At 67.6% G+C, this 25118-nt stretch carries 18 protein-coding genes; 6 read left to right on the top strand and 12 right to left on the bottom strand.

Features of this window, described 5'->3' with window-relative positions; translation table 11 throughout:
- Window positions 1–106: 106 nt before the first annotated feature.
- Window positions 107–292, bottom strand: coding sequence for a hypothetical protein (locus AC56KZ_RS17585; protein ID WP_497163482.1), 186 nt, complete (start codon window positions 290–292; stop codon window positions 107–109).
- 217 nt (window positions 293–509) lie between these two features.
- On the opposite strand from AC56KZ_RS17585, the gene AC56KZ_RS17580 reads away from it, so the two are divergent.
- A complete protein-coding gene (locus tag AC56KZ_RS17580; protein WP_497163481.1) occupies window positions 510–887 on the top strand; it encodes a hypothetical protein in 378 nt (125 codons plus the stop codon).
- Here the strand turns inward: AC56KZ_RS17580 and queC are convergent.
- Window positions 868–1584: a 7-cyano-7-deazaguanine synthase QueC gene (queC, locus tag AC56KZ_RS17575; RefSeq protein ID WP_497163480.1), complete on the bottom strand. Its 717-nt coding sequence runs from the start codon at window positions 1582–1584 to the stop codon at window positions 868–870. The genes AC56KZ_RS17580 and queC overlap by 20 nt on opposite strands.
- A gap of 158 nt (window positions 1585–1742) precedes the next feature.
- On the opposite strand from queC, the gene AC56KZ_RS17570 reads away from it, so the two are divergent.
- Both AC56KZ_RS17570 and AC56KZ_RS17565 read left to right on the top strand, forming a co-directional pair.
- Window positions 1743–3731, top strand: a complete 1989-nt coding sequence (locus tag AC56KZ_RS17570; protein ID WP_497163479.1) for an autotransporter assembly complex protein TamA — start codon at window positions 1743–1745, stop codon at window positions 3729–3731.
- On the top strand, window positions 3731–8167 hold the full coding sequence (locus AC56KZ_RS17565) for a translocation/assembly module TamB domain-containing protein (RefSeq protein ID WP_497163478.1): 4437 nt from the start codon (window positions 3731–3733) through the stop codon (window positions 8165–8167). The genes AC56KZ_RS17570 and AC56KZ_RS17565 overlap by 1 nt, the downstream gene beginning before the upstream one ends.
- A 153-nt stretch (window positions 8168–8320) precedes the next feature.
- On the opposite strand, the gene AC56KZ_RS17560 is transcribed toward AC56KZ_RS17565, so the two are convergent.
- Complete coding sequence (locus AC56KZ_RS17560; RefSeq protein WP_497163477.1) at window positions 8321–8488, bottom strand: hypothetical protein; 168 nt, start codon at window positions 8486–8488, stop codon at window positions 8321–8323.
- A 107-nt stretch (window positions 8489–8595) separates the two neighbouring features.
- On the opposite strand from AC56KZ_RS17560, the gene AC56KZ_RS17555 reads away from it, so the two are divergent.
- Complete coding sequence (locus AC56KZ_RS17555) at window positions 8596–9108, top strand: CcdC protein domain-containing protein (protein WP_497163476.1); 513 nt, start codon at window positions 8596–8598, stop codon at window positions 9106–9108.
- Window positions 9109–9297: 189 nt separating this feature from the next.
- Here AC56KZ_RS17555 and AC56KZ_RS17550 read toward each other — a convergent pair whose 3' ends face one another.
- The 5 genes from AC56KZ_RS17550 to AC56KZ_RS17530 all read right to left on the bottom strand — a co-directional run bounded on the left by AC56KZ_RS17550 (window position 9298) and on the right by AC56KZ_RS17530 (window position 16200).
- Window positions 9298–12111 (bottom strand): ATP-binding protein, encoded by a 2814-nt coding sequence (locus AC56KZ_RS17550; protein ID WP_497163475.1) that lies wholly within the window; start codon window positions 12109–12111, stop codon window positions 9298–9300.
- 6 nt (window positions 12112–12117) lie between these two features.
- Window positions 12118–12828 carry a hypothetical protein gene (locus tag AC56KZ_RS17545; protein ID WP_497163474.1) on the bottom strand — a complete coding sequence of 237 codons (711 nt, stop codon included), beginning with the start codon at window positions 12826–12828 and terminating at the stop codon, window positions 12118–12120.
- Window positions 12821–14188, bottom strand: a complete 1368-nt coding sequence (locus tag AC56KZ_RS17540; protein WP_497163473.1) for a hypothetical protein — start codon at window positions 14186–14188, stop codon at window positions 12821–12823. The genes AC56KZ_RS17545 and AC56KZ_RS17540 overlap by 8 nt, the downstream gene beginning before the upstream one ends.
- Before the next feature lie 124 nt (window positions 14189–14312).
- On the bottom strand, window positions 14313–15056 hold the full coding sequence (locus tag AC56KZ_RS17535; protein WP_497163472.1) for a DUF3108 domain-containing protein: 744 nt from the start codon (window positions 15054–15056) through the stop codon (window positions 14313–14315).
- Window position 15057: 1 nt separating this feature from the next.
- Window positions 15058–16200, bottom strand: a complete 1143-nt coding sequence (locus AC56KZ_RS17530; protein ID WP_497163471.1) for a DUF3108 domain-containing protein — start codon at window positions 16198–16200, stop codon at window positions 15058–15060.
- A gap of 120 nt (window positions 16201–16320) precedes the next feature.
- Between AC56KZ_RS17530 and AC56KZ_RS17525 the strand changes: the two genes are divergently transcribed.
- Window positions 16321–17016, top strand: a complete 696-nt coding sequence (locus tag AC56KZ_RS17525) for a PhaM family polyhydroxyalkanoate granule multifunctional regulatory protein (RefSeq protein ID WP_497163470.1) — start codon at window positions 16321–16323, stop codon at window positions 17014–17016.
- A 142-nt stretch (window positions 17017–17158) separates the two neighbouring features.
- On the top strand, window positions 17159–20455 hold the full coding sequence (locus tag AC56KZ_RS17520; RefSeq protein ID WP_497163469.1) for a patatin-like phospholipase family protein: 3297 nt from the start codon (window positions 17159–17161) through the stop codon (window positions 20453–20455).
- On the opposite strand, the gene AC56KZ_RS17515 is transcribed toward AC56KZ_RS17520, so the two are convergent.
- The 4 genes from AC56KZ_RS17515 to AC56KZ_RS17500 are packed head-to-tail and all read right to left on the bottom strand — an operon-like array spanning window position 20420 to window position 25117.
- Entirely contained in the window at window positions 20420–22141 is a 1722-nt protein-coding gene (locus AC56KZ_RS17515) for a tetratricopeptide repeat protein (protein ID WP_497163468.1), read from the bottom strand. The genes AC56KZ_RS17520 and AC56KZ_RS17515 overlap by 36 nt on opposite strands.
- Entirely contained in the window at window positions 22138–22836 is a 699-nt protein-coding gene (locus AC56KZ_RS17510) for a sensor histidine kinase (protein ID WP_497163467.1), read from the bottom strand. The genes AC56KZ_RS17515 and AC56KZ_RS17510 overlap by 4 nt, the downstream gene beginning before the upstream one ends.
- 44 nt (window positions 22837–22880) lie before the next feature.
- A complete protein-coding gene (gene mnmC1 / locus AC56KZ_RS17505) occupies window positions 22881–24554 on the bottom strand; it encodes an FAD-dependent 5-carboxymethylaminomethyl-2-thiouridine(34) oxidoreductase MnmC1 (protein ID WP_497163466.1) in 1674 nt (557 codons plus the stop codon).
- Window positions 24551–25117: a DNA-3-methyladenine glycosylase I gene (locus AC56KZ_RS17500; protein ID WP_497163465.1), complete on the bottom strand. Its 567-nt coding sequence runs from the start codon at window positions 25115–25117 to the stop codon at window positions 24551–24553. Before AC56KZ_RS17500 ends, mnmC1 begins: the two co-directional genes overlap by 4 nt.
- Window position 25118 lies beyond the last annotated feature (1 nt).

Genomic DNA, 25118 nt, shown 5'->3' with positions numbered 1-25118 from the left:
GCTCGCTTCTTTTATCCGCCGGGCTTGCCGCCCAAAGAACAGATGATATTTGAAATTGCGCGTGCAAAGCGATAGCAAACAAATAATAAAATGAATTCGGCCGGCCTTACACCCGCATGTTGGGCATCCCCGGCGGAAGCACGGGCGGCGGCAAGGGCGTGCGCAGCGGATCGATGTTCGACTGCCTTGGCGCCTGGCGATTGAACGGATTGATGATGATCGGCGGAATGGTTGGCGGCGCCGATGGCGGACCCTTCGGGCCACCGCCGGCCAGGGACGATGATCCATGCATGGGAAGCCTCCTGATGACAGAGCAGGCTGTCAGTATAGGCGGCGAACTGCGCATTACAAGGTCGAAAACACAGCAGTGAGGGGCCACATCCGGCGCGCATTCGTCGGCCCCGGCTCCACTCCGGCCCGCCAAACACGCCGCCCGTCGCATGCGGCTGGCCCGGCGCAATGCTGCGGCCTACAGTGGCGGCATCCACCCACCACCTTCGGAACCTGCCATGAAAAAGATCGCGCCCTACCTCATCCTGATCCTCTGCGCCCTGCTGCTGTGGGACATGCTGTTCACCTTCGGCGACGCCAGCTTCCACGTCGATGGCGAAGAGTTCGACGGCCCGTTCGGGGCCATGCTGGGCCTGCTGTTAGGGGGCGGCGGCCTGCTGATCGGCCTCCTGGTGACGATCGTGGTGGGGGCGGTGCTGGCGGTGGTGTTCGCGGGCGTCGGTATCGTCGTGATCGGCGCGCTGGGCATTGCCGCGTTGGCGGTGGCAGCGGCGCTGGTGCCGATCCTGTTGCCGCTGCTGCTGCCGCTGGCGCTGGTGTGGTACCTGGTCAGCCGCTCGCGCAGGAATCGGGTGGTCAGCCAGCAGGCCGTTTAAGCGCCGCGAACTGCGCATACCCGCGGGCGCGCAGTTCGCAGGCCGGGCAGCTGCCGCAGCCATAGCCCCAGTCGTGGCGGGCGCCGCGTTCGCCCAGGTAGCAGGTATGGGTCTCGAAGCGCACCAGGTCGACCAGCGCCTCGCCGCCCGTTGCCTGCGCCAGTTCCCAGGTCTGCTTCTTGTCGATCCACATCAGCGGCGTCTCGACCTTCAGGCGCGTCGCCATGCCCAGGTTCAGGGCCACCTGCAAGGCCTTCATCGTGTCGTCGCGGCAATCGGGATAGCCCGAGAAATCGGTTTCGCACATCCCGCCCACCAGCACCGTCAGGCCACGCCGGTAGGCCACGGTAGCGGCCACGGTCATGAACAGCAGGTTACGGCCGGGTACGAAGGTATTCGGCAAGCCGTTCGACTGCATTTCGATGGCAACATTGCTGGTAAGCGCCGTATCGGAAATGCGGGCGATCAGCGACAGGTCGACCATGTGGTCTTCCCCAAGGCGCGCATCCCACCGTGGGGACAGCGCGCGCAGCCTGTCCAGCACCGTCGGGCGCACTTCCAGCTCGATCGCATGGCGCTGGCCATAGTCGAACCCGATCGTTTCCACACGCTCGTAACGCTCCAGGGCCCAGGCCAGGCAAGTGGTCGAATCTTGTCCGCCACTGAAGAGGACGAGGGCGGTATCGGGAGCGTACATGTGTTGTTTTCCAAAGTTAATCGTTCGCCATCAATTTTGCAGTTCCGCTAAGATGCGCTCAGCATTTACATCTGATACTGAGACGGAGAGACATGGTTCGCGCGACACCACACCAGACCGCAAGGGCGGCAAGCCAATTGCGGATTTTGGCACAAATCATGTTGTCCGTGTATGCGGCGCTGGGCGCACAAGCGGCCCATGCCCAGGCGACAAGCGAACCGGCGCCGGGCGCGCCGGCGGTCCAGACGCCGGCCGAGCCAGTGCCGACGCCGCAAGCGCCGGCCGCGCCATTGCCGATGGAGCGCGCCCCGAACGGGCAGGTACTGAACTACACCGTGCGCATCGACGCGCCCGGGCGGCTCGACAATCTGCTGGAAGATAACCTGGAGCTGCTGCGCTGGCGCGGCAACCCGCGGATCGACCTCGACCAGCTGCAACGCCTGATCAAGGACACCCCCGAAGAAGCGAAAACCCTGATCGCCACCGAAGGCTATTATTCGCCGACGGTCACGGCCACCCTCGACACCAGCGGCGCCACGCCGGTCGCGCGCGTGGCCGTCGATCCGGGAACGCCGACCCTGGTCAGCGATCTCGACCTGGTGCTGCAGGGCTTCGTGATCTTCGAGGGCGGCGGCACACCCTACGATGCGGGCGCACTGCGCAACCGCTGGGCGCTGCCGGTGGGCGCGCGTTTCCGCATGGCCGACTGGGAAGGCGCCAAGCGCGATTTGCTGCGCGAAGTGACGCGCTCGCGCTTCCCGCGCGCGCAGCTGGTCGAAACGGCGGCAACCGTCGACCCCGATGCCTACAAGGCGTCCCTGCGCGTGGTCATCGACAGCGGTCCGGAAATGCGTTTCGGCGCACTGCGTATTCGCGGCCTGAAGCGCTATCCGGAAACCATCGTCACCAACCTCAACAAGATCCAGCCAGGCGACATGTACAGCGAAGTGGCCTTGCAGGCCCTCCAGTCGCGCCTGCAGGAGACCGGCTATTTCGCCAGCGTCGAGGTCAGCGCCGACATGCGCGCCGTGCTCAACGCCGAACTCAAGGATTTGAAGGAAGACGGCGACCTCGACGGCGCCTCGCCCGCACCCGCACCGGCCCAGGCCGATCCGGATGCACCCGCGGTGCCGCAGCCGGCGCCGGGCCAGGCCGCGAGCGGCATCACACCCCCTGCCGCCACCGGCCCGACCGTGCTGCCGGTGCTGGTGCGCGTGACCGAAAACAAGCAGAAGAACATCGAAGTCGGCGTCGGCATCTCGAGCAATACCGGCGCCCGCGCCCAGCTCAGCTACGACGACCTGAACGTGTTCGGCAAGCGCATGAAGAGCGACCTGATCTACGAACAGAAGCGCCAGACGGCGCGCGTCGACTTTTATTGGCCGACCACGCCCAAGGGCTACAACGACAGCGTCGGCGCCGGCATCGAACGCACCGACGTGCGCGGCGAACTGCTCACCGTCGGCACCGTGGCCGGGCGCCGTGCCTGGGGCACGCCGGAACTGGAACGCAGCCTGACACTCGAGGCACTGTACGAGCAGCGCGAAATCCCCGGCCGCGAAGCCACGCGCAGCCGCAGCGTTCCGCTTACCTATGCCGTCACCCAACGCAAGCTCGACAACCTGCTGCAGCCGACCGTCGGCTACGCCCTCAACTGGCAACTGAGCGTAGCGCCGCTGCCGCTATTTACCGACGAAAAATTCGTCCGCGGCTATACGCGCGGCGTCATGTATCGCCCAATGGGCCCGACCGGCACCCTGATCCTGCGCGGCGAGCTCGGCGCCGTGGTATCGAAGGAAAAACTGGGCGTGCCGAGCACCCTGCTGTTCCGCGCCGGCGGCGACCAGTCGGTGCGCGGCTACGGCTACCAGGAACTCGGGGTGCGCGAAAACGGGGCCGTCGTCGGCGGGCGCTACCTGCTCACGGCGGGCGCCGAATACCAGTACTGGTTCCGTCCACCATGGGGCGTGGCCTTCTTCGTCGATGCGGGTAACGCCGCCGACAAATTCGGCGACCTGAAACCCGAAGTCGGCGTCGGCGTCGGTGCGCGCTGGCGCAGCCCGGTCGGTCCGATCAATGTCGATCTCGCCTATGGCGAGGCCGTGAAAAAAGCACGTCTGCACTTCTCACTTGGATTCACGTTCTGATGAACGAGCACACTACCACCCCACCCTCCCCCGATTCCCCGGCTGCGGTGAAGAAGCGGCGCTGGCCGCGCCGCGTCGCCATCGGCGTCGCCATCACCGGCGTCATCGTCGGCGGTACGCTCTGGTACCTGGGGCGTGAAACGACGCTGCAGATGGTTGCCGAGCGTGTTTCGCGTTCCACTGGCGGCAAGCTGACCATGCAGGGCGTCAGCGGCTCGCTGTATGGCGCGATGCACATCGACCGCATCGTCTGGCGCACCGAGGCGCAGCTGGCGATCGCCACGAATATCGACCTGCAATGGTCGCCGCGCCAGCTGCTCTCGCGCGGCATCGAGATCAACAAGCTGCATGCGGCCGACGTGCGCATGGAGACCCTGAAGGAGACCGAGGAGGTCTCGACAATGCCGGCCTCGCTGGCAGCGCCCTACAAGATCATGCTCGATGACGCGCGCGTGAAGAAGCTCACCTTCGTGAACAAGGGCGCCAGTACCGAAATCACGGACGTGCGCATGCGCCTGTACGGCGACAAGACCGAATGGCAGCTGCGCGACGCCGCCGCCAGTACGCCCTGGGGCCAGCTGGCGGCCACTGGCAAAATTGCCGCCAGCCGCCCGTTCAAGCTCGATGCGAACGCCAGCCTGTCCGGATCGCAGGTCGGCGTCGGGAAAACCCCGGCAGCCCTGAAACTGCGCGCCACCGGCGACCTGAACCTGACCACGCTCGACATCAACGGCCAGGCCGGCCGCGCCGGGGGCGAAGCGCGCATGGGGATTTCACCGTTCGCCGAGATCCCGCTGCGCACGATGACTCTCAACGCGCGCAACATCGACCCCGGTTTCTTCAATCCCTCGCTGCCGACCGCCGACCTGACGCTGGCGATCGCGGCCAAGCTGGACGACAAGCGCGCCATCTCCGGCAGCCTCGATCTCGTCAACGACGGCCCGGCCGGCACCATCGACCAGCAGCGCCTGCCGCTGCGCGCCTTCCGCGGCCAGCTCGGCGGCGACCTGGCGGCGATGCGCCTGTCCGACGTGCTGCTCGATTTCGGCACGGCCGGGCGCTTTACGGGCAGTGGCACGGTCGAGCGCGGCGAAAAGGAAGAAGGTCCCGGCACCGCCAGATTCGCGCTGCACACCGACCGCTTCGATTTGAAGGGCATCCACGGCAGCATGAAGCCGACCAGGATCGCCGGCGACATCGCCGTGGCCAACGTCGGCAAGGTGCAGACGCTCGACATCGACCTGCTTGACAACGGCCTGCGCCTGGCCGCCCGTGCCCGACTCGAAAACAATGTCGTCGATGTGCCCGAGGCGCGCCTGTCGGCCGGCAAGGGCAGGATCGCCCTCACCGGCCGCGCCAACCTGCTGGAAGACAAGGCGTTCAAAGTCACCGCCAACGCCAGCCGCTTCAATCCGGCCGACCTCGGCGACTATCCGGTGGCGGACATCAACGCCGTGGTGAATGCCACGGGCGTGATGGCGCCGGCGTGGAAAGTCACGACCGACTTCGCGCTGCGCCCAAGCCGCCTGTTCGACCAGCCGCTGTCGGGCAAGGGCAAGCTGACCGCCGACGCGAAACACGTCACGGGCGTGGACGCCAGCGTCGCCCTCGGCCAGAACTCGGTGAAGCTGAACGGAAGCTTCGGCGCGCCCGGCGAACGCATGAACTGGCGCCTCGACGGCCGCCAGCTGGCCAGCCTGCGCAGCGACCTGTACGGCGCGATTGCCGCCAGCGGCGTCATCACCGGCAGCATGGCCAATCCGCGCACCAGCTTTGTCGCCGACGCCAATGGCCTCGGCTGGGTTGCGGCGCAGCGCAAAGCAAACACCAGCAACCTGCACGTCAGCGGCGACGCCTGGCTGGCCGGCAAGGAAGGCGCACGGTTCGTCGAGGCCAAGGGAAGCGGCAACATGGCGCGCTTCAATCCCGCCGCTTTTGGCAGCCCGCTGCCGGGCAGCATCAACGGCGTTTTTGATGCCAGCGGCCGTTCCGGCGACAACTGGCGCGGCGCCCTGAACCTGAAACTGCAGGACTCGACCCTGTCGAAATCGCCGCTCTGGGGCCATGCGCGCCTGGCGGCGGACGCCCGCCACGTCTCCGGCGCCGACGTCGACCTGCATGTCGGCGCCAACCTGCTGACGGCAAAAGGCAGCTTCGGCGCCGGCGGCGACCGTCTCGACTGGCGCATCGACGCGCCCCAGCTGGCGGCCGTCGGTCCCGACTTCAGCGGCGTCCTGCGCGGCAGCGGCACGGTCAGCGGCACCATGGACACGCCATCGCTCACCGCCAGCCTCGAAGGCCAGAACCTGCGCCTGCTGACCCACAACCTGAAGTCGCTGCGCGCGACCGCCAACCTCGGCTCCGGCCGCGGCGGCGCCGACCCGCTGGTGAGCGACATCCAGGTGCTCGACTACAGCAGCGGCGATACCCGTGTCGCCGCCGCCAGCCTGCAGACCAGCGGCACCCGCGCCGCGCACACAGTGAGGGCAAGCGGTCGCGGCCAGGACTTCGACGCCCTGCTCGACGTGCGCGGCGGCTGGAGCGGCAATGCCTGGGCCGGCACCCTGGCAACCCTGCAGAACAAGGGCCGCTTTGCGATGACGCTGGCCCAGCCGGTGCCCTTGAGGATCGGTGTCGCGCCCGGCGCCGGCATCGCCGGCCTGGCCAAGCCGCAGTCGCTTGCCTTCAACGGCGCCCTGATCCGCCTGCCGGCCGGCAGCGTGCGTATCGACACGCTCAGCAAGACCGGCTCGCGCTGGAACAGTACTGGCGCGGCCGCCGGCGTACCGCTGAATTACCTGGCCCAGTTCTCGGAGGCGCTGCGCGAAAACGTGCGCGGCAACCTGACGCTCGGTGCAAACTGGGCGCTGGACCTGCGCACCGCCACGGCCACCGGCGGCGCCCCTGTCCTGGCGGGCAATGCGCGCGTGTTCCGCGAAAGCGGCGATGCGGCCGTTGGCGGCAACATGCCGGTGCCGCTCGGCCTGCGCACCTTCGAGGCGCGCGCCGACGTGCAGGGCAGCGCCCTGCGCACCCAGCTGACGATCGACGGCGCCCGCACCGGCACCGTGCGCGCCGACGGCACCGTGCAGATGATCCGTGGACGCGTCGACCGCGACAGCCCGCTGCGCATGACGGCCAACGCCGACATGCCTTCGATTGCCTGGATCGCGCCCTTCGCCGGCCAGCGTGACCTCGAGCTCGACGGCAGCGTCAAGCTGGCGGTCACGGCCGGCGGCACGATCGGCACCCCGGTCCTGAACGGCAGCATCAATGGCGACGCCATGGCGGTGCGCTGGCCCGAGCAGGGCGTACGCCTGCGTAACGGCCAGCTGCGTTCGCAACTGGCGGGCGACCGCCTGGTGCTGCAGCGCCTCTACCTGGAAGGCATGAGCGGCAACGCCACGGCCGACGGCTCGATCCGCTTCGGCGCTGGCGACCCGGCAATGACGCTGAAGCTGGTCGCCAACAAGCTCGAAGTCCTGTCGCGGCCCGACCGCACCGTCGTCGTTTCCGGCGATGCCGCGCTGGTACGCGACGCGACTACCTTCACGCTCGACGGCAACTTCAAGGCCGACCGCGCGCTGATCGAATTCGCGCCGGCGGGCCGGCCGACGATTTCGAACGACGTCATCGTGCTGGGCCGCGGCAAGCCGGTGCCGCCGGCCCCGAAGGAAACCGAGGTGCCGCTGAGCGTCAACCTGTCGGCCGACCTGGGCGACAACTTCCACATGCGCGGCCTGGGCCTGGACGCCATGCTCGAAGGACGAGTCAGGGTGCGCAAGACCGGCGCCCGCCCGCCTCGCGTCAACGGCAACATCCGCGTCGCCAGCGGCAGGTATGCCGCCTACGGCCAGAAGCTGGAGATCGAGCGCGGCGTGATCACCTTCAGCGGAGCGATGGACAACCCGGCGCTGGACGTGCTGGCGGTGCGCAAGCGTCCGGAAGGCGAGCAGCTCAGCGAAACCAACGTCGAAGCCGGCGTGCAGGTGCGCGGCACCGCCCAGTCGCCGCAGGCGCGGCTGGTGTCGACGCCGAACGTGCCCGACAGCGAAAAGCTGGCCTGGCTGGTGCTGGGACATGGCATGGAAGGCACCAGCGGCAACGAGAAGGACGTGCTGAGCGCAGCTGCGGGCGCCCTGCTGGGCGGCAAAGGCGGCACCGGCGGCTTCCAGAGCAAGATGGCGAATGCCCTCGGCGTGGACGAACTCGGTATCGGCCAGGGCCGCAACGGCGACGCCGAGGGACTGGCGAATACCGTGGTCACGGTCGGCAAGCGCATTTCCTCGCGTGCCTACCTGAGCTTCGAGCAGGGTGCGACAACGGCTTCGAGCCTGGTGCGCCTGCGCTACAAGCTGACGCCGAAGGTGTCGCTGCAGTTCCAGACCGGTACGAATACGGCGCTCGATGTGCTGTACGCCTGGGCGTTTGACTAAGAGCGCCTAACAAAACCTCCATAGCTGCGTTGCAGCTCCTCGCCGTACAGTCGTACTGTCTTCGTCGCCGCGCCTTGCTCTGAAGGTTTTGTTAGACGCTCTAAAGCGATCGATCCGATTCCGGATTATTTTTACTCCGGAGTCGGATCGTTTTTAATGCAGGCTTGGCTTCGGATCCGGGACCGGATCGTCGTCGTGTGGGGTATGGACGGGGGTGTGGTGCGGATGCGGCGTGTCGAAAGGGTCGGGCATCGGCTCTTCCATCGGGACGGGGTCCGGCGCGCGGTGAAAGCGCAGCGGCACGGGCGAAATGGGGATCATGTTGCGGCTCTCCTGATTCTGGTGAGTTAACACCTTATCATGGCCGGCACAGCGCCAAGCGCTCGATTACAATGCGCCTTCGGCTCAACCTTGGCACCAGAAACCGCATGAACATCACCACCCTCGCCCTGCTCGCCCTGACGCCCATCCTGGTCTGGCGCATCTACACCCGCCTGAAAACCCAGATGGCGCGCCAGCGCTCGATCGTGTCGCGCCACTACACGGGCGTGCTGGTGTTTGGCGGGATGATCCTGGTGTCGCTGTCGGCCACCCTGGCGCGGCCGATGGAACTCGGTGCGCTGGCCGCCGGCAGCGCGCTCGGTATTTTCTGGGGCGTGTTCGGCCTGCGCCGCACCGTCTACGAAGATACCCAAGGCGGTTATTTCTTCACGCCGCCGATGCGCCTCGGGATCGTCATCGCGATGATCCTGGTCGCGCGCCTGCTCTACATCGGCTTCGAGATCTACGCCAACCAGGGCAGCGGCCAGCCGGCGCCCCGCTTGAGCGAAAGCCCCCTGACCATGCTGTGCGTGGGCCTCACGGCCGGGTATTTCGCGGCCTACTCGGTTGGCTTGCTGCTGTGGCGGCGCAAGCTGCGCCAAGTGCTCGACAAGGTTTGATCGGATTTCGATCACGCATATGATTCGAACGGAGGGACGTAGGGTGGGCCTAGGCGGCCCCGCGGTATGCCGCTCACGCGTTCAAATCACGTTCGAACGGCCTGCTCGATTGCGCTTGCGCTGGTTGAACGCGTGAGCGGCGAAGCCGCCCGCCCTACGTAAAAGGGGCCCAGCGGGCCCCTTCACTTATCACGCGGCTTCCTTCCTTCGCTGCAGCACGAAAATCGGCTGCGCCCACTGGGCATCCTTCTTCTTCTTGCTCGTGATGAGCGTCAGTTCGGACGGGTCGTAGACGTCGGTGTTGTGCGTCAGCGGCGTCGTCATCAGGTACTGGGCGTCGGTGTTTTTCAGGAACTCGCCGACCAGCTGGATGTTGCGGATGTCGAGGTGGGCGAAGGGCTCGTCGATGAAGACGAAGCCGCCGGAACCTTCTTCCGACTTCAACAGGCCGATCAGGAGCACCAGCGACTTCATCACCTGCTGGCCGCCGGAGGCTTCGCCGTCGTTCATCCCGATCTGGTCCTTGCCGTCGAATTTGAAGCGCACGTGCAGGCCCGCTTGCGCCAGTTGCACGTCGTCGTTCTCGAGGCGCACCGGGTCGGCCTGGACGTCGATGCCGGCCAGCGAACCGAGTTCCTTGATGTTCTTCGAATAGGCCTTGATCGTGTAGCGCAGGCGCTCGATATAGGCGCCCCTGGCATTGCCGGTCGCTTCGATCGCGCGGTTGTTCTGGTAGCGGCGTTCCTCGGTCTCGACCTGGCGTCCCTGCAACTGGTCGTTCAGGCGCGCGTACTGGTCGATCACGGTGGCGTCGAGTTCCCAGTCGTCCCGGGCCAGCGCGTGTTCCAGCGTCGACACACGCAAGTTGACCTGGTGCGCGTTCTGGTGCTGCGCGACCAGGGCGGCGCGGCGCGCTGGGCGGCGCCAACTCTGCGGGATGCTGCGCCAGCCGCGGCGCAGGGCCAGCAGCGCCTTGGCGTGTTCGGCGCGCTGCTCGATCTGGCGCCGGCTGTTCAGGCGCAAGCCCGCTTCCGCTTCCGACAGCGCCATGCGGGCGTTCTGCCAGACGGTGTCGGCACGGGTGCGCGCCACGGTCGCGTTCTTGGTCAGGGTTTGCAGTTCGCCCAGGCGCGCGCCCACTTCCAGGCGTTCGGTCTTGATCGGAGCGATGGAACGCGCCGCTTCCTCGAACTCGGCCTGGCGCGCGGCCAGTTCCTTGGCGGCGTCGACGCCGGCGATGCGCGCCTTCAAGCCGCCCACTTCGGCGGCCAGCTTGCTGATCGCCAGCGTGAGCGCGTCTTCTTTTGCCTCCAGGCCTGGCAAGGACTTCTGGATCGCTTCCAGGCGCTGGGTCTTGCCGGCGGCGCCGAACCGATAACGCGAGGGCTCCACGAACAGGGAGCGCCCGCCGCGGCGTTCGCGGTGGTAGGCGTCGGGCGTGATCCATTCTTCGGTGCTCGACTTGAAACCGGCGTCGACCGATTCGACGCGGTCGATGCGCGCCAGCTGGTCGATCAGCCAGCCGGGGGCCGGCGCCGAGAAATTCACCACCGACAGCAGGCTGGCGTCCTTCTTTTTTGGCGCCTCGATGCAGTCGGGGACGATGAAATGGCGGTAGCGTTCCTTCTCCGCCAGGCGGTAGGCCGCCGGCGCATCTTTCGCACGTTCGAGCAGCACCACCGAGGCGTAACCGCCGAGCACACCTTCCACTGCTCCCTGCCATTTCGGGTCCGTCACTTCGACGATATCCGACAGCATCGCGTGTGCGATGCCTTCGTCGCGCAGGGCGCGCCGCATCTGGCGCTGGGCTTCCGGTTCCGGCATCGCGCTCTTGCCCTGCAAGGCCGAGATGGTGGCCATTTCGCCGGCGATTTTGGCGGCGATCGATTCGCGCGCGGCGCGCTGGCGCGCCAGCTCCGCTTCCTTCTCTTCCAGCTGCGCCGCCACTTCGGCCAGGTCGGCGCCGGCTTCCGCCGCCAGCTTTTGCAGGCGTTCCTTCTGTTCGAGCAGGTTCTCGATCGGCTTGATGCGGCCATTGAGTTGCGTCAGGCGGCTGGCCAGGGCCGTGCCTTCCTGCTCGAGCAGGGTTTCCTGCTGCTGGGCCTCGCTCAATGCGCGCTGCTGGGCGGCCAGCGCCTGGCGTTTTTCCAGCAGGATGGCGTCGACCTGGGCCAGGGGTTTCCTCTGCTCGTGCAGCGTGCGGCTGATGGCGCCGGCCTTTTCGCGCGCTTCGTGGTACTCCAGGCTCGGCAGCACTTCTTCCTTCAGGTCGCGCCGCTCCTTGTGCAGGTCTTCCCACTGGTGGAAGTTGGCCACGCGCAGACGCAGGCCTTCGAGGTTGATGCGCGAAGTTTCCAGTTCGGCCTCGAAACGCTTGAGTTCCGTTTCGGTGTCGCGCTGGTGGCGCTTGGCTTCGTCGTAGGCATCCAGCACTTCCTTGTCGCCGAAGACCTGGAACACCAGGTCCAGCAGCTGGCGCGGCGCGTATTCGCACAATTTATCGGTCTCGCCCTGCTCGAGCGCCAGCACTTTCGACATCGCCGGCGACAAGCCGGCCGCGCTCAGGCGTTTGCGGTAGTTCTCGACGCCCATCCAGTCGGTCGCTTCCGTCACTTCCTCGATGTCGACATTCCCGGGGCGCATCAGGTACTGGCGCTTCCAGTCGCCGCCGTTCTTCTGCACCTGGCAAAACAGCGTGACTTCGTCGTCGCTGAAGAAACCCGACTGGCGGAACGGCCGGTTCGACAGCTGGCGCCCGACCGGCTTGTTATCGACCACGGCGCGGATCCAGGCGCTTTGCTGGCCGGAGTGGCGCGCATAGTGTTTATAGGTGCGGCCCATCGAGCAATCGAGGCCGAACAGGGTGCGCAGCGCGTCGAGCAGGGTCGTCTTGCCGGAGCCGTTCTGGCCGGCGATGGTGATGATCTTGGCGTCGAGCGGGATGTTCTTGATCCGCTGCCAGTAATCCCAGTGGACCAGTTCGAGTGATTTAATGTGGAACATGCTGTCTCAATTCGGGGTGTCTAAAGGCTCGACGGTGTCGGCGTCGTTCGCGGCGTCGCTGGAGGCCGCCGCGCGGCGCGGCGCGGCTGCCAGCGGTGCGCGCTTGAACACGTCGGTCAGGGCGCCGTTGATGATGCGTTCCTTGAGCACGTCGGTGTCCATCATCAGGTCGAGCAGCGGGCCTTCCAGGATCACGTCGCCGCGCCGTTCGATGAAGCCGAGCTTGGAGAGCACGCCGAGGTTCATATCCATGCGCGTCTTCTTGCCCAGCTTGTCGCCGAAGTCCGACAGCAGCGCCGTGTAGGAGATGCCGATCGAGGTATCCTCGGCGCGCGGGATCGGGCTGTCCTTGTCGAACAGGTCGTTCTGGTCGTCGTTCACCGTGACATGGGTTTCCTGGCGCTCGCGCTTCGGCAGGATGATCTGCGCCCACAGCACCACCAGCAGGGCCACGCCGTCGCGCGTCAGGCCGAAATTATTGTTTTGCCAGATGTCCTTGGCGCCGAAAATCTTCGGCTCGACATTGCGGTGCAGGGCGATCGTCACGTGGTCGGCATACACGTTATCGAGCAGTTTCATGCCGCATTCCAGCAGCCGCTTGTCGACTTCGATGCGGAACTGCTCGTCCGACAGCGCGCGCTTGACCAGCTTGTCGTCGCGGCGCAGCGTCTGGTGCGTCAGCAGGCGGGCGATCAGGATTTGTGCGTCGTCATTCATTATCCGGGGTGCTTTCTGGATTCAGTGAGAGGGTGGCAAACGACATGGCGGCCACTTCCGGGTCGTCAAGCTGGACCATTTCATCGGTCGGTTCGAAGCGGATCGGCAGGCGCGCCAGTTCGGCCGTCGCGCCCTGCAGGCTCGCTTCGGCGGCGTCGCCCAGCAGCGGCAGCAGCGAGGCGCGGTAGGAGGCCAGGGCAAATCCCGCCGGCAGCAGCGACTCGAGCAGCTGCACTTTCTTGGGACCGGTCTCGGAAAACTCGGGGAAGTTGCCGAGGTTGGCGAAGTCGGCCAGCTTGTTGATCCAGTCGTTCAGTTCGGCCTGCATCGCCGGGTTGTCGTTGATGGTGAGCGGCGCGTCAGTACCGGACGGCAGGCCGCGCGGGACGACGACCGTGCGCTCGGCCAGCAATTCGGTTTCGGCGACGTCGATCATCTCGGCCGGCGTGCCGAACAGCGGCACCACCGGACGGTCGATCGCGTTTTCGGCCAGGCTGGCCAGGTCCTCGTGCGCCAGCAGCCAGCGTTTCACGTCGGTGGTGGACAGGCCGGACTGGCCCAGGTGCACGCGCTGGCGCTCGATTTGATTCAAGGCTCTGGAGAACATGCCCTGCATATTCAGCAAGGCGCTCTGCGCCCTGCCGATCGCCTGCGCCGCCTTGTGGGTGGCGGCGTCGGCGCGTTCGTCGGCGGTGATCGCGCGCAGGATCACGGAACCCTTTTCGACCCAGTCGCAGGCCATGTGCCACTTCGCCTGCGAGGTGCGCAGCTTGAATTCGGAACCCGAGGCGATCGCATCGCGGAACTCTTCGGTCAACTCGACCAGGCGCCCCAGCAGGTGGCGCAGCTGTTCGACGGTGATGCCGCCGACCGCCTGGGCGCCGGCCACCTGCGACAGCAGGTAGCCCATCTCGGCGTCGTCGTCCTCGGGCTTGCCGAGCGCGAGCAAGGCGTCGAGGGCGGACAGGACGTTGCGCGCCAGCGGCGTGATGCGGTAGACGGCGCCCGGCGCGTCCCAGGCCAGCAGGCCGTGCGTGCGCAGGCGGTTGAGCACCGTTTCCAGGCTCTCCGGAATCAGGTAGGCGAGTTTGGTGTTGATGTCGGCGCGCGAGAAGGCCGAACTGGCGGTGTCGGCGGCCAGTTCGCGCAGCACCAGCAGGCGCACCAGCACGCCGTCCTGGCCGCCGTGGAACAGGGCCGTGAACGCGGACAGCATCGGCTGCGCACGCTTGAGGTGGAAGACCTGCTCGATTTCGTCGGGCGCGACGCCGTGCTGGAAATGCGCGGCGAGCGGATCGTCCTCGAGGGCCATGCCATGGGGTTCGGCGGCGAGGGCCGCGCCTGCCTGTATGTCGATCATGTGGGATACCAGTTTGCGAGCGCGGAATGTGAGAGCTTGTTGCCAGCCCTGCTTTTCCGCGGGGCGACAAGTATAACAGTTAAGCGTGGGCAACTAGGAGGGGAAAGGGTATCCCCGCCAACGCTTATTTGCGCGTGATGCGCGTCACGGTCTGCTCGATCGTGTCGCGCTCGCCGTCCCGGAAACGCAGCTTGACCGGATACCATTCCTGGCCGGGCGCGAGCCAGATGTCGACGCCCTCGTTCTTGCCGCCTGCACGCGGCTCGCGGCTCACGAGCAGGGTATCGAGCTGGCCCACGCCGGTCTGGATCTTTTCGCGCTTGATTACCTTGAAGGTCCAGGGCTCGACGTCGCGCCGGCCGGCGACCAGGAAACGCCATTCGCTGCCCGGTTTGAAGCGGGCTTCCCCTGCCGCCCTGGCGACGGAGGCCAGCTGCCAGGTCACCGAGGCGCGGTCCTGCTCGCCGCCCTTGAGCGCCACCGGCGCCTCGGCCTCGGGCAGGGTCACCGTTTTGGCCTTGTGGTCGAAGACGGTCGTGGTGGGATCCTTGCGGTAGCGCTTTTCGTAGAATTCGGCCGGGGCCAGCCCAATGCCGTCGACCGCGCCCTGGCTGCGGTATTCGGTGAGCTTGCCGATCAGCGGCACGCGCGCTTCGACGCTGAGCTCGTATGTGCCGTCGCCAGCGCGCCAGGCGATGCTCGCCTCGCCCTTCAGGCCGAAGCCGCGCTGCTCGGTGGCCAGGCCGTAGGCCAGGTCGGCCGAGGGCGGCAGCGCGACCGCGGGTTTTGCCGGCGCGGCGGCCTGGGCGGCCACGCCGTGGCCAAGCAGGGCGGCCAGGATGGCGGTCTCGATGAACTTGCTTCGCATATCATTTTCCTGTCGCGGTAAGGGCTATATTATTCACGGTTTGGGTGGTCACCGCACCGTTGGCTTCCGTCGTACGAAGCTGGACCGGATACCAACCGCGCGCCGGCGCCAGCCAGATATCGAGCCGTGTGCGGTAGGAACCCTCTTTCGGCGGGCGCGACAGGTGCACGGCCTGCAGCTTGCCCAGTTTCGTGTCGATCTCTTCCTGCCCCACCACCACGAAACGGTAGACGGTGGCGTCGCGCTCGTCGCCGACCTGGATGTCGATCTCGCCGGTCAGCTGGGCCGGGTCGCCCCGCGCAATCGCTGTCAGCTGCAGCGGCACGCTGGCCTTGTCCTGGGCGCCCGCCAGCAGCGCGACCTTCTTTTGCGAGGCGGAGAAGGTAATTTGTTTGTTATCGCTGTCGAAATGGGTCGCCGTCAAGGCGCGGCCGCGGCGCTTTTCCGTCATTTTCACGGGCGCGAAGCCGGTGCCGGCGACCCGGCCTTCGCTGGTGAGCACGGCCAGGTTGACGCGGGTGAAGACGACGCGGATGCCGGCTTCGAAGTCGATCCGGTAGCTGTCGCCCGTCTGCTGCCACGACAACTGCGCTTCGCCGCTCCAGCGCGTGCCGTCGGCATCGACCCGGGCGACATCCATCGTCATCGCGCCCGGCGGCGGCAGGCTGACCTTGTACTGGCGCTGCTCGGGCTGCGGCGGCGCCGGCTCCGGGGCCGGCTCCGGGGTCGCCGCGGGCGCCGGCTGGGGCACGGCCTTGCCCGACAGGATAGCCGTGGCGTCGCGCAGGACCGTCATGTCGCCCATGTCCTCATCGCCGCCCCCGCTGCCCGGATCGGCCTCGGGACCGACGGCGTCTTCGGCCAGCACCGGCGCCGGTTCCGGCACCGGCGCGGGCGCAAACGCGGGCAAGGGCGGCGGCGGCAAGGGCGCGGGCGCCGGGATGGGCTGGGGCGGCGCCAGCTCCGGCGCGGGCGCCGATAGCAGCTCGGCCTGGACGAAACGCGTGTCAGCCAGAGCGCCAGGCAGGCGCGGCAAGGCAACGCTGCTTCCGACCAGGGAAAACAGCGCGAGGTGCAACAGGACGATCAGCGTGCCCAGCACCACGGCGCGGCGCTGGTTTCGGATGGCGGAAAAAAGACCCATGTCCTAGTGTACCTGCCCACGTCGGTGCTTGCTGTACGGCAGTACCGCGCCGGGCCGCGCCGCCTTTGTACGCTTGTTATTTATCTGCTACGCTAGAACTCCAACTAACGGAGACCAAACATGCTCAAACCTCCCGCGCAGACCATGCCCGGCATGACGGATACGCTCGAGTTCGTGAAGAATTTGTGGGGCGGCATGGGCGTGCCCGGCGTCGGCATGCCCGGACTCGGCGCACCCCAGATGTCGACCGAAGATCTCGACAAGCGCATCACCGACCTGAAAGCCGTCGAAAGCTGGCTCAACCTGAACCTGACGATGCTGCGCACCTCGATCCAGGCGCTGGAAGTGCAGCGCGGCACCCTGGCCGCCCTGAAATCGATGACCGAAAGCATGACCCAGGCCATGGGCAAGGCTGGCGACCAGACCGCCTCGCTGCCGCCCTTCGCCTCCTTCTTCACGGCGGCCGGCACCCCGCAGGCCGGCACCGCAAGCGCCTCCTCGGTTACGCCGCAAGCAGCCTCTCCCGGTGCAGCCCAGCCTGGCGCCGACGGTGCCTTCGATGCGTCGATGGCCCCGGCCGTGGCCTGGTGGAACCTGTTGCAGGACCAGTTTCGCCAGGCAGTAGCGAGCGCCGTCCCGGCCGATGGCGCGCCCGCGCAGGGCGCCGCCGCCAGCCCTGCCACGTCCTCTTCCGCTTCCGCGGCACCGGATGACGGGGCCGGCAGCGCGCCGCGCGCCACATCCGGCGGCGACGTCGGCGGTACTCCGGGCACGGCTTCGCCCAAGCCGGCGCGTCAGAAATCCGACAAATCCTGATCGATTTGGCAAGATAATCGACCTGTTCCGCCCGTCATTTGATTTGACGGGCATCACGTCTTGCCTGGTCGTGCTGAACTCGTTCTGAACTTGACAGCACGGCCCGGGCATCCCGGCTGCCGTCTTCCTGTTGGAGAACGGCATGTCCACCATCGATTCTTCCCGTACCGGGGTTTCCGGCCTCGACTTCTCGGCTTTTACGGCCGAGCAGGTAGCCGACCTACGCCGCAAACTCGAAAGCGCGGGCTGCCCGGTGCCGCCGCACGCCCACCGGCTCGAGGAGCTCGGCAGCGCGATCGCCGCGTTTCGCAAGGCCCAGGGCTTGCTGGCGACCGGCCCGCTCGACACGACCACCTGGCGCCGCCTGAACGAGCACAGCGGCAGCGTCTTCGGCGAAGTCTTCCAGAACGAACTCGACCTGCTGCGCCCGCGTCCGGGCGGCGCGACTTCGGCCGACGACGTGCGGCCGGCCGCCAGCGCCGCCCTGCTGTCGCGCGCCCACCGCGAGCAGCTGGCCGGACTGGCCTTGTCCGGCGGCGGCGTGCGCAGCGCCACCTTCAACCTCGGCGCACTGCAGGCGCTGGCGGAAGCGCGCCTGCTGCGCGACTTCGATTACCTGTCGACCGTTTCCGGCGGCGGCTTCATCGGCGGCTGGCTGTCGAAATGCATCCGCGAGCGGCGCGGCGACGTGCCCGCGGTCGAGGCGCTGCTGACGCCCGGGATGGCCGGCCAGGCGGTCAGCGCCGAACCGGTCGAAATCCAGTTCCTGCGCCAGTACAGTAATTACCTGTCGCCAAGGAGCGGCACCTTCAGCGCCGATACCTGGACCCTGATCGGCACCTATGTGCGCAACACCTGCCTGAACCTGGCGATGCTGGTGGCCTGGCTGTGCGCGCTCCTGATCCTGCCGCGCTTCGCAGTCTGGGCGGTGCACCGGGTCGTCAAGCCGGGCGGGCCATGGGCGCAGTGGTCGGATGCCATCTGGCTGGCCGGCACCATCCTGTTCCTGGTCGCCGTCTTTTTTATCGCGCTGAGCATTTCGAGCAAGCCGCAGCACTCGCGCGGCGTACGCCGCTTCCCCCTGGAGCAAGGCGCGGTACTGCGCTACGTCAACCTGCCGCTGCTGGCGGCGGGATTTTTGGTCAGTATCGGGCTGTGGCGCCACGGCGGCGCAGTGCCGGCCATCTGGCAAGTCGGGCTGCCGCCGCGTTTCCATGGCTGGGGCGCGGCCTGGCTGCTGGTGCCGGGCCTGGTCTATTTCATCGTCTGGGCCAGCGGCTGGTACCTGGCGCACGACCGCATCAGTCCCTACCGCAAGGCCGGCTACGTGATCTGCCTCGCCGGCGCGGCTGCCGGGGCCGGGATGTCGCTGGCGGCGGCGCTGGAATTCGTGCCCGGCGCCCTCGCCCATTTCATGGCGGCGCCTGTCGCGCGGCTGCTTGCCTGGTGGATTTGCCCCTTGGCGGTGGCGGCGCTGCTCGCCTATGCCGCCGGCCTGGCGCTGGAGCAGCGCATGCGGGCGCACCGGCCGGCGCCCGACCTGTCACGCCGCGAACTGATCGAAGGCGCCGGCCACTTCCTGTGTGCGATCGGCGCGCTGGCCGCCGGCACGCTGTTGCTGCTGGTGGGCCTGGCGCTGCTGCCGAATCCCGAAAAACATCCGATCCTGAACAATGCCATTGCGCTGGCCAGCTTCGGCATGCCGCTCATGATGACGCTGTTTTCGGTGACGATGACGCTGATGATCGGCCTGATCGGTGGCTTGTACAGCGATGCCAGCCGCGAGTGGTGGAGCCGGCAAGGCGCCTGGTCGTCGATCTTTTCGCTGGCCTGGCTGATCATGTTCGGCGTCGCCTTTTTCTGCGCGCCGCTCCTGCACTGGGCCTGGCTGACCTACGATCCGATCGCCAACGCCGGCACCGCGATCGGCTGGCTGGTGATGACCTGGATCGGCCTCAAGGCGGGCAGCGGCAGCAGCACCGGCTCGCGCGACAAGAACTGCGGCAAGCGCGAACTGGCCGCCCGCCTGGCGCCGTATTTTTTCACGGTCGGCATCTTCGCGCTGCTTTCGAGCCTGGTGCAAGCCGTGGTCGCCGATACCGTGGTGCGCTGCCCGGCGCCGGCGAGCCTGCCCTGCGTCTACGCGGCGCACGCGAACGCCACGCTGGCGGTCGAGGGCCGCACGCTGTTGACGGCCTTCTGCTGCTTCCTGGGCGCGGCGCTGCTGCTCGGCTGGCGCGTCGACATCAACAAGTTCTCGCTCTACATGCTGTACCGCAACCGCCTGGTGCGGGCCTATTTCGGGGCCAGCAGCACGGCCCGCAAACCGCATCCGTTCACCGGCTTCGACCCGAACGACGACCCGCAACTGACCGACTTCGCCGACCAGCGCCCCTACCACATCGTCAACACTTCGCTCAACCTGGTCAGCGGCGAGGAGCTGGCCTGGCAGACCCGCAAGGCCGCCTCGTTCGCCTTCACGCCGCGTTTTTGCGGCTTCGAGATGCCGCGCATGCCGCCCCAGGGCGCGGCCGGTGGCCTGCGCGACGCCCAGCGCGGCATCTATCGCCCGACGCGCGACTATGCGTCGCGCTCCGGAACCGGCGACGAGGACAGCAAGGTCGGCCTGGGGATGGCGGTGGCGCTGTCGGGGGCGGCGGCCAGTCCGAACATGGGCACGCACTCGTCGCCGCCGCTGAACTTCCTGATGACCATGTTCAACGTGCGCCTGGGGCGCTGGTGCCCGAACCCGCGCAAAGCCGCCTGGACCCAGTCCTCGCCCGGCATTGGCCTGTTCAGCCTGATCGCCGAACTGTTCGGCATGACCAATGCCGACGCCAATTACGTCTACCTGTCGGACGGCGGCCATTTCGAAAATCTCGGCATCTACGAACTGGTGCGGCGGCGCTGCCGGCTGATCGTGGCCGTCGATGTCGCCAGCGACAAGGACATGGCCTTCGAGGACCTCGGCAACGCAATCCGCAAGTGCGCGACCGATCTCCACGTCAGCATCGACGTGGACGTGTCAAAGATGGACGTGGTCAAGGAGACGGGCCTGTGCGGTGGCAGCTGCGCGGTCGGGACGATCCGCTACAGCCATGTCGACCCCGAGGGCCTGGACGGCACCCTGCTCTACATCAAGCCGGCGATCGTCGGCCTCGAGAACGCCGACGTCCTGAATTACCGCAAGGCGAACCCGGACTATCCGCACCAGAGCACGGCCGACCAATGGTTCGACGAGGCCCAGTTCGAAAGCTACCGCGCGCTCGGCTACCACATCACCAAGGCGGCGCTGTGCGCGGCCGCCACGGCCTCGGCGCGGCCCGGCGGCGGCCACGATATCGATACGCTGTGCGCACACCTGATGCGCCAGCATGGATTGACGCCGGCGGCGCCGGCGCCGTCATGCGCGGCCGATGTCCGCGGCCAGTTCCGGTAATGCAGGGTCACGTGCGTCCTCCGGCCCGGCCGCAGCCGGCGCCAGCGCCGCCAGCTGCTCCATCAGCTGCGCAAAGCGCTGCTGGCCCGGCTGCAGGCGGTCGACATGCGCCAGCACTTCGTGCGCTTCGAGCGACAGCGCCTCCTCATACCCTTGTTCGCGCATGTGCGACACCAGCACCTGGGCCGCGTTGAACAGGATGCGCTGGTTGTTCGGCAGCCTGGCGCGCGCGCCGCGCATCCAGTCGACGGCTTCCGGCAGCTTGCCTGTCTTCCACAGCAACACGCCCTGGTTCATCAGGTCGGCGGCTTCCTTTTTCGAAGCGCGGATCAGGTCGATACCTTCATCGAGCATGCGCGCCTTTTCAAAAATCGCCTGCACCTCTTCCAGCAGCACCGGGTTGTCGTGGTTGTTGCGCGCCACGTAGCACAGCAGCTCCACCGGCGCGTCCTTGACGCCGACGGCGAACAGCAGCGTGGCCATGTCGAGGCAGGCCGGCACGTCGGGCCGCTCGGGGCGCGCTTCCAGCAGGGCTTCGAGTTCGTCGCCGGCCTTGCGCGCACGGCGGTAGTCGCCGCTCTCGTGGTAGACCAGCCCTTCGGTGATCTTGGCGCGCAGTTCGATGTCGGGATAGAACTCGCCAAAGTCGCGCTGGGCCAGCGCCAGCAGCGCCTGCGCCTCCTTCGGCTCGTTTTTCAGGCCGTGCACGCGCGCCAGGCCCAGGTAGGCGTCGGGCGTGCGCAGCACCGAGTATTCGCCGATGGCGATGCATTTGCGGAAGGCCTTCTCGGCCATGCCGACATGGCCCAGTTTCAGGCAGACCTGCCCCAGGCTGCGCTGGCGCTGCACCGAATTGGGCGACAGTTTGGCGGCGCGCTCGAGGATCGAACAGGCTTCTTCGAGCTTGCCCATGCCCTGCCAGGCCAGCGCCAGGCCGTCGTAGGCATCGATGTAATAGCGGTTCTCGGCGATCACGCCCTGGAACATCTGGCGCGCCTGTTCGAAGTCGCCGTTGGCCAGGCGCAGCCTGGCCAGTCCGCTGCGCGCCCACTGGTATTCGCGCTGGGCCAGGACGCGCTCGTAGGTTTCGCGCGCCCGTTCCGGCTCGCCGCTCTTCTCCATCAGGCGCGCCTTCATGCGCAGCAGCTCCAGCAAATGCGCCCCGTGCACGGTATTGGCGGCGATCTGCTCGTCGCACAGGCGGGCCGCGCGCAGATAATCCTTTTCGGCATAGGCCTGGTCGATCGGGCGAAACACCTGCTTGCGGTGCCAGGCGCGGTTCAGGCGCGTGAGCAGCACGCCTTCGGTGATCGGCTTCACCAGGTAGGCGTCGGGCTGGTGCTCGGCCGCGCCCATCACCGATTCGACACTTTTTTCGGCCGACACCATCATCCAGATGCTCGACGGCAGCAGCAGGTTGCGCAGGCGCGCTTCTTCCAGCACCTGCTGGCCGTTCTTGCCGTCGCCCAGGTTGAAGTCGCACAGCACCACGTCGTAGCGTGTGCGCGCCAGCAGGTTGACCGCTTCGCCGCCACTGGCGGCCTGGTCGATGTTGCGCCCGCCCAGGCTGCGCAGGCTTTCGCGCAGCAGCTGGCGCACGCCGACGAAATCGTCCACGACCAGGTAGTTCTTGCCGGCCCAGTCGATCGGGTCGGCCTTGGGGCCCTGCGGCTTGGGGAGGCTCATGGCAAACTCAGGATGAAGCAGCCGCCGCCAAAGGCGCCGCCGTTTTCCAGGCGCACGCTGCCCTCGCGGCCGCGGTGGCGGTGCATGCGGGCCACCTCGCGCGAGAAGTACAGCCCGAGGCCGGCGCTGTTGGTCTGGAAGTCGATGCCGGCGGCGGGGTGGCCGCCGTCGTTCATCCTGAGCAGCGCCTGCGGATAGCCCTCGCCATTGTCCTCGACGCGGATTTCCAGCAGCTCGCCATGGCGGCGCAGCGCCAGGCGGATGCGGTCGCGCGTGTAGTGGACGGCGTTGTTGACGGCGTGCGACACCACGCCCACCACCAGGTCCTCGTCGAGGTGCCAGGTCAGGCCCGGCTCGACGTCGACATCCAGCGTGATGCCGCGTGCATCGACCAGCACCCGGCCCAGGGCCTCGACCTGCGCGGCCAGCTCGCCCGCTTCGATCGGCTGCACGTCGAACGGATCGGCCGGCGTGCCGACCTGCTTGTACAGGGCCAGCAACTGCATCAGGCTGTCGTTCAGGCGGCGCGTCTGGTACAGCATCTGGGCCATCTGCAGGTGGGCGCCGCCGCGCGCCTCGTCCTCGCCCAGCAGCCGCTCCAGTGTCCCGGAAAGGACGCTGATCGAATTCTTCATGTCGTGGGCGGTCGAGGCCAGGAACATCAGCAATTCCGGCGCGTGTCGGGTGTCGTCCATGTGACGGCGCCCTCCAGTGGCGCGAAAAAGTTGCCTTGCGTTAATTATACGCTGATCGGCCTCACCGCGCGTCTCGCACGCAACACGAAGCGCGCTGGATCAAGCGCATCCACCAGGCTCGACTCGAGCGGCAACGGTTCATTCTCCAGGCGCGCGGCAAGCAGCTCGGCGCACAGCGGGGCCCAGATCAGGCCGCGCGAGGCGTAACCGAGCAGGCCGTGCAGGCCGGAATGGCGCGGCAGGTCGCGCAGGCGTTCGGTGCCGCCGGCGGCGTCGACATCGGGCAGGCTGCCCACCAGCGGCAGGCGGTCGGGCGCCACGCTGCGAAAACCGACGCGCCCCGCCAGCGGCGCGTGCTCGCCCACCGCCGGATCCGAGACCAGCGCGCGCAGGCGGTCGATGTTTTCACGCTGGCTCGCCTCCCGCAATGCCGGGTCGGCATCGAGGTCATAGGTGGCGCCGGCGCAGGCGATGCCGCCGGCGGCCGGCGTCAGGTAGGCTTCGCGGCAGAGCACGAAGGGCAGGTTTGGGACCGTCGCCGCATCGAGGTGCGTGACCTGCCCGCGCAGGGCCGCCAGCGGCAGGTGCGCCGCCTGGGCCAGGCCGATCGCGCCGGCGCCGCCGGCCAGCACCACGGTCGCCGCGCGCGCCAGCGGCCTGCCCTCGCCGTCGCTCACTTTCCACAGGACGCCATCGCCATCGCCATCGTCACGTGCGAGGCTGACGCTGCCGGCGCCGAAGCGGGTCGTCAGCCGCGCGCCGCAGGCGGCAAGCATCGCCTCGCAGACGCTGCCGGGACGCGCCCAGCCGCCCTGCCGGAACAGCCAGGCGCCATCCGGCGCGGGCAGGCCAAGCAGGGCTTGCGCCTGCGGCGCCTCCAGCCACTCGGCGAACTCGCGCGGATAGTGGCCGGCGGCGGCGATGGCGCGCGCGGCCTGCGCATGCCCGGCGTCGCGCGCCAGCTGCATCACCCCGCAGGCCGCGCCTTCGATCGCGCCGCCGACGCCCCCCAACGTTTCCCAATAGCGCAGCGCGTACAGGTAGGCCGCGCGCGTGAGCCGGGTCGGGATGTTGTCGTCCTTTGACAGCAGCGGCATGAAGATGCCGGCCAGGTTGCCCGAGGCCCCGCGCGCCGCGCCGGCGTGACGGTCCACCAGCGTCACCTGCCAGCCGCGCGCGCACAGGCGCTCGGCGGCCGCGCATCCGGCCAGCCCGGCGCCGATCACGATGGCCTGGCGCGCGGGAGTCGCAGTCAAGGGGGGGCGCGGCTTGCGGCTGGCGAAGTGCGCCGCTGTCCTGGTTTCGTTGAACACGAAACCCTGCGCCGCCAGGGCGTCAAGCTGCTCAGGCTCCAGGCTGTCGCAGGCCAGCTGCGCATCGCCGGCGGCCAGGCGCGCCAGGCCGCGCGCAAAGCCCGTCCCTTCCACCCCGTGCAGGCAGGCGAAATCGATGCGGCAGGCGAGCTGGGACAAGGCCGTCTCCAGGGGCGCGGCCAGCAGGTCGAGCGTGAGGCCCTGCTCCTGCTGCGGGATGCGGTGAAATCCGGGCAGCAGGCCATCGGCCAGCGCATCGGCAACAGCAAGGATGTGCAGGCGCGCCGGCCGCGCCGGGTCGCTGCGCCAGGCTGCAATCAGGGCGGCGACGCCGGCGCCGTTGCCGTAGTGCGTGTCGAACACCGTATAGCGCGCGCGGCCCTGCCAGAAGCGTCCAGGATTCACTTCGCTCCCGCATGGCGGAAGCAGCCGGGATCGTGGTCGTCGACCATGCCGATACCCTGCATGTAGGCATACACGATGGTCGAGCCGACGAACTTGAAGCCCCGTTTGGCCAGGTCTTTCGAGATGCGGTCGGAGAGTGCGGTTTTGGTCGGCCGTACGCCGTCCGTCCAGTCCATCACGATCGGTTCGCCGCCGACGTAGTCCCACAAAAAGGCGTCGAGCGTGAGCCCCTCGGCGCGCAGCTGCAGGTAGGCGCGCGCATTGGTGATGGCGGCCGCCACTTTCAGGCGGTTGCGCACGATCCCGGGGTTGGCCAGCAGTTCGGCGACCTTGGCCTCGTCGTAGCGGGCGATGCGGTCCGCGTCCCAATCGTCGAAGGCGGCGCGGTAACTGGCGCGCTTGTTGAGGATGGTTTCCCAGGACAGGCCGGCCTGCGCCCCTTCCAGGTTGAGCATCTCGAACAGGCGGTTTTCGTCATGACAGGGAATGCCCCACTCGTGGTCGTGGTAGTCGAGGTAGCGGGGATTGGCCATGTTGGCCCAGCTGCAGCGTGGCGTCGTCATG

Source organism: Telluria sp. LT2P34, assembly GCF_059685915.1.
Note: the sequence above shows the minus strand (reverse complement) of the source record. Positions and strands in the feature narration are given on the sequence as shown.

Coding starts and splice junctions, on each gene's coding strand:
- AC56KZ_RS17565 (WP_497163478.1), top strand. CDS start 3,731: ATGAACGAGCACACTACCACCCCACCCTCCCCCGATTCCCCGGCTGCG.
- AC56KZ_RS17500 (WP_497163465.1), bottom strand. CDS start 25,117: ATGACGACGCCACGCTGCAGCTGGGCCAACATGGCCAATCCCCGCTAC.
- AC56KZ_RS17530 (WP_497163471.1), bottom strand. CDS start 16,200: ATGGGTCTTTTTTCCGCCATCCGAAACCAGCGCCGCGCCGTGGTGCTG.
- AC56KZ_RS17580 (WP_497163481.1), top strand. CDS start 510: ATGAAAAAGATCGCGCCCTACCTCATCCTGATCCTCTGCGCCCTGCTG.
- AC56KZ_RS17560 (WP_497163477.1), bottom strand. CDS start 8,488: ATGATCCCCATTTCGCCCGTGCCGCTGCGCTTTCACCGCGCGCCGGAC.
- AC56KZ_RS17525 (WP_497163470.1), top strand. CDS start 16,321: ATGCTCAAACCTCCCGCGCAGACCATGCCCGGCATGACGGATACGCTC.
- AC56KZ_RS17545 (WP_497163474.1), bottom strand. CDS start 12,828: ATGAATGACGACGCACAAATCCTGATCGCCCGCCTGCTGACGCACCAG.
- AC56KZ_RS17570 (WP_497163479.1), top strand. CDS start 1,743: ATGTTGTCCGTGTATGCGGCGCTGGGCGCACAAGCGGCCCATGCCCAG.
- queC (WP_497163480.1), bottom strand. CDS start 1,584: ATGTACGCTCCCGATACCGCCCTCGTCCTCTTCAGTGGCGGACAAGAT.
- AC56KZ_RS17510 (WP_497163467.1), bottom strand. CDS start 22,836: ATGGACGACACCCGACACGCGCCGGAATTGCTGATGTTCCTGGCCTCG.
- AC56KZ_RS17540 (WP_497163473.1), bottom strand. CDS start 14,188: ATGATCGACATACAGGCAGGCGCGGCCCTCGCCGCCGAACCCCATGGC.
- AC56KZ_RS17535 (WP_497163472.1), bottom strand. CDS start 15,056: ATGCGAAGCAAGTTCATCGAGACCGCCATCCTGGCCGCCCTGCTTGGC.
- AC56KZ_RS17550 (WP_497163475.1), bottom strand. CDS start 12,111: ATGTTCCACATTAAATCACTCGAACTGGTCCACTGGGATTACTGGCAG.
- AC56KZ_RS17515 (WP_497163468.1), bottom strand. CDS start 22,141: ATGAGCCTCCCCAAGCCGCAGGGCCCCAAGGCCGACCCGATCGACTGG.
- AC56KZ_RS17585 (WP_497163482.1), bottom strand. CDS start 292: ATGCATGGATCATCGTCCCTGGCCGGCGGTGGCCCGAAGGGTCCGCCA.
- AC56KZ_RS17520 (WP_497163469.1), top strand. CDS start 17,159: ATGTCCACCATCGATTCTTCCCGTACCGGGGTTTCCGGCCTCGACTTC.
- AC56KZ_RS17555 (WP_497163476.1), top strand. CDS start 8,596: ATGAACATCACCACCCTCGCCCTGCTCGCCCTGACGCCCATCCTGGTC.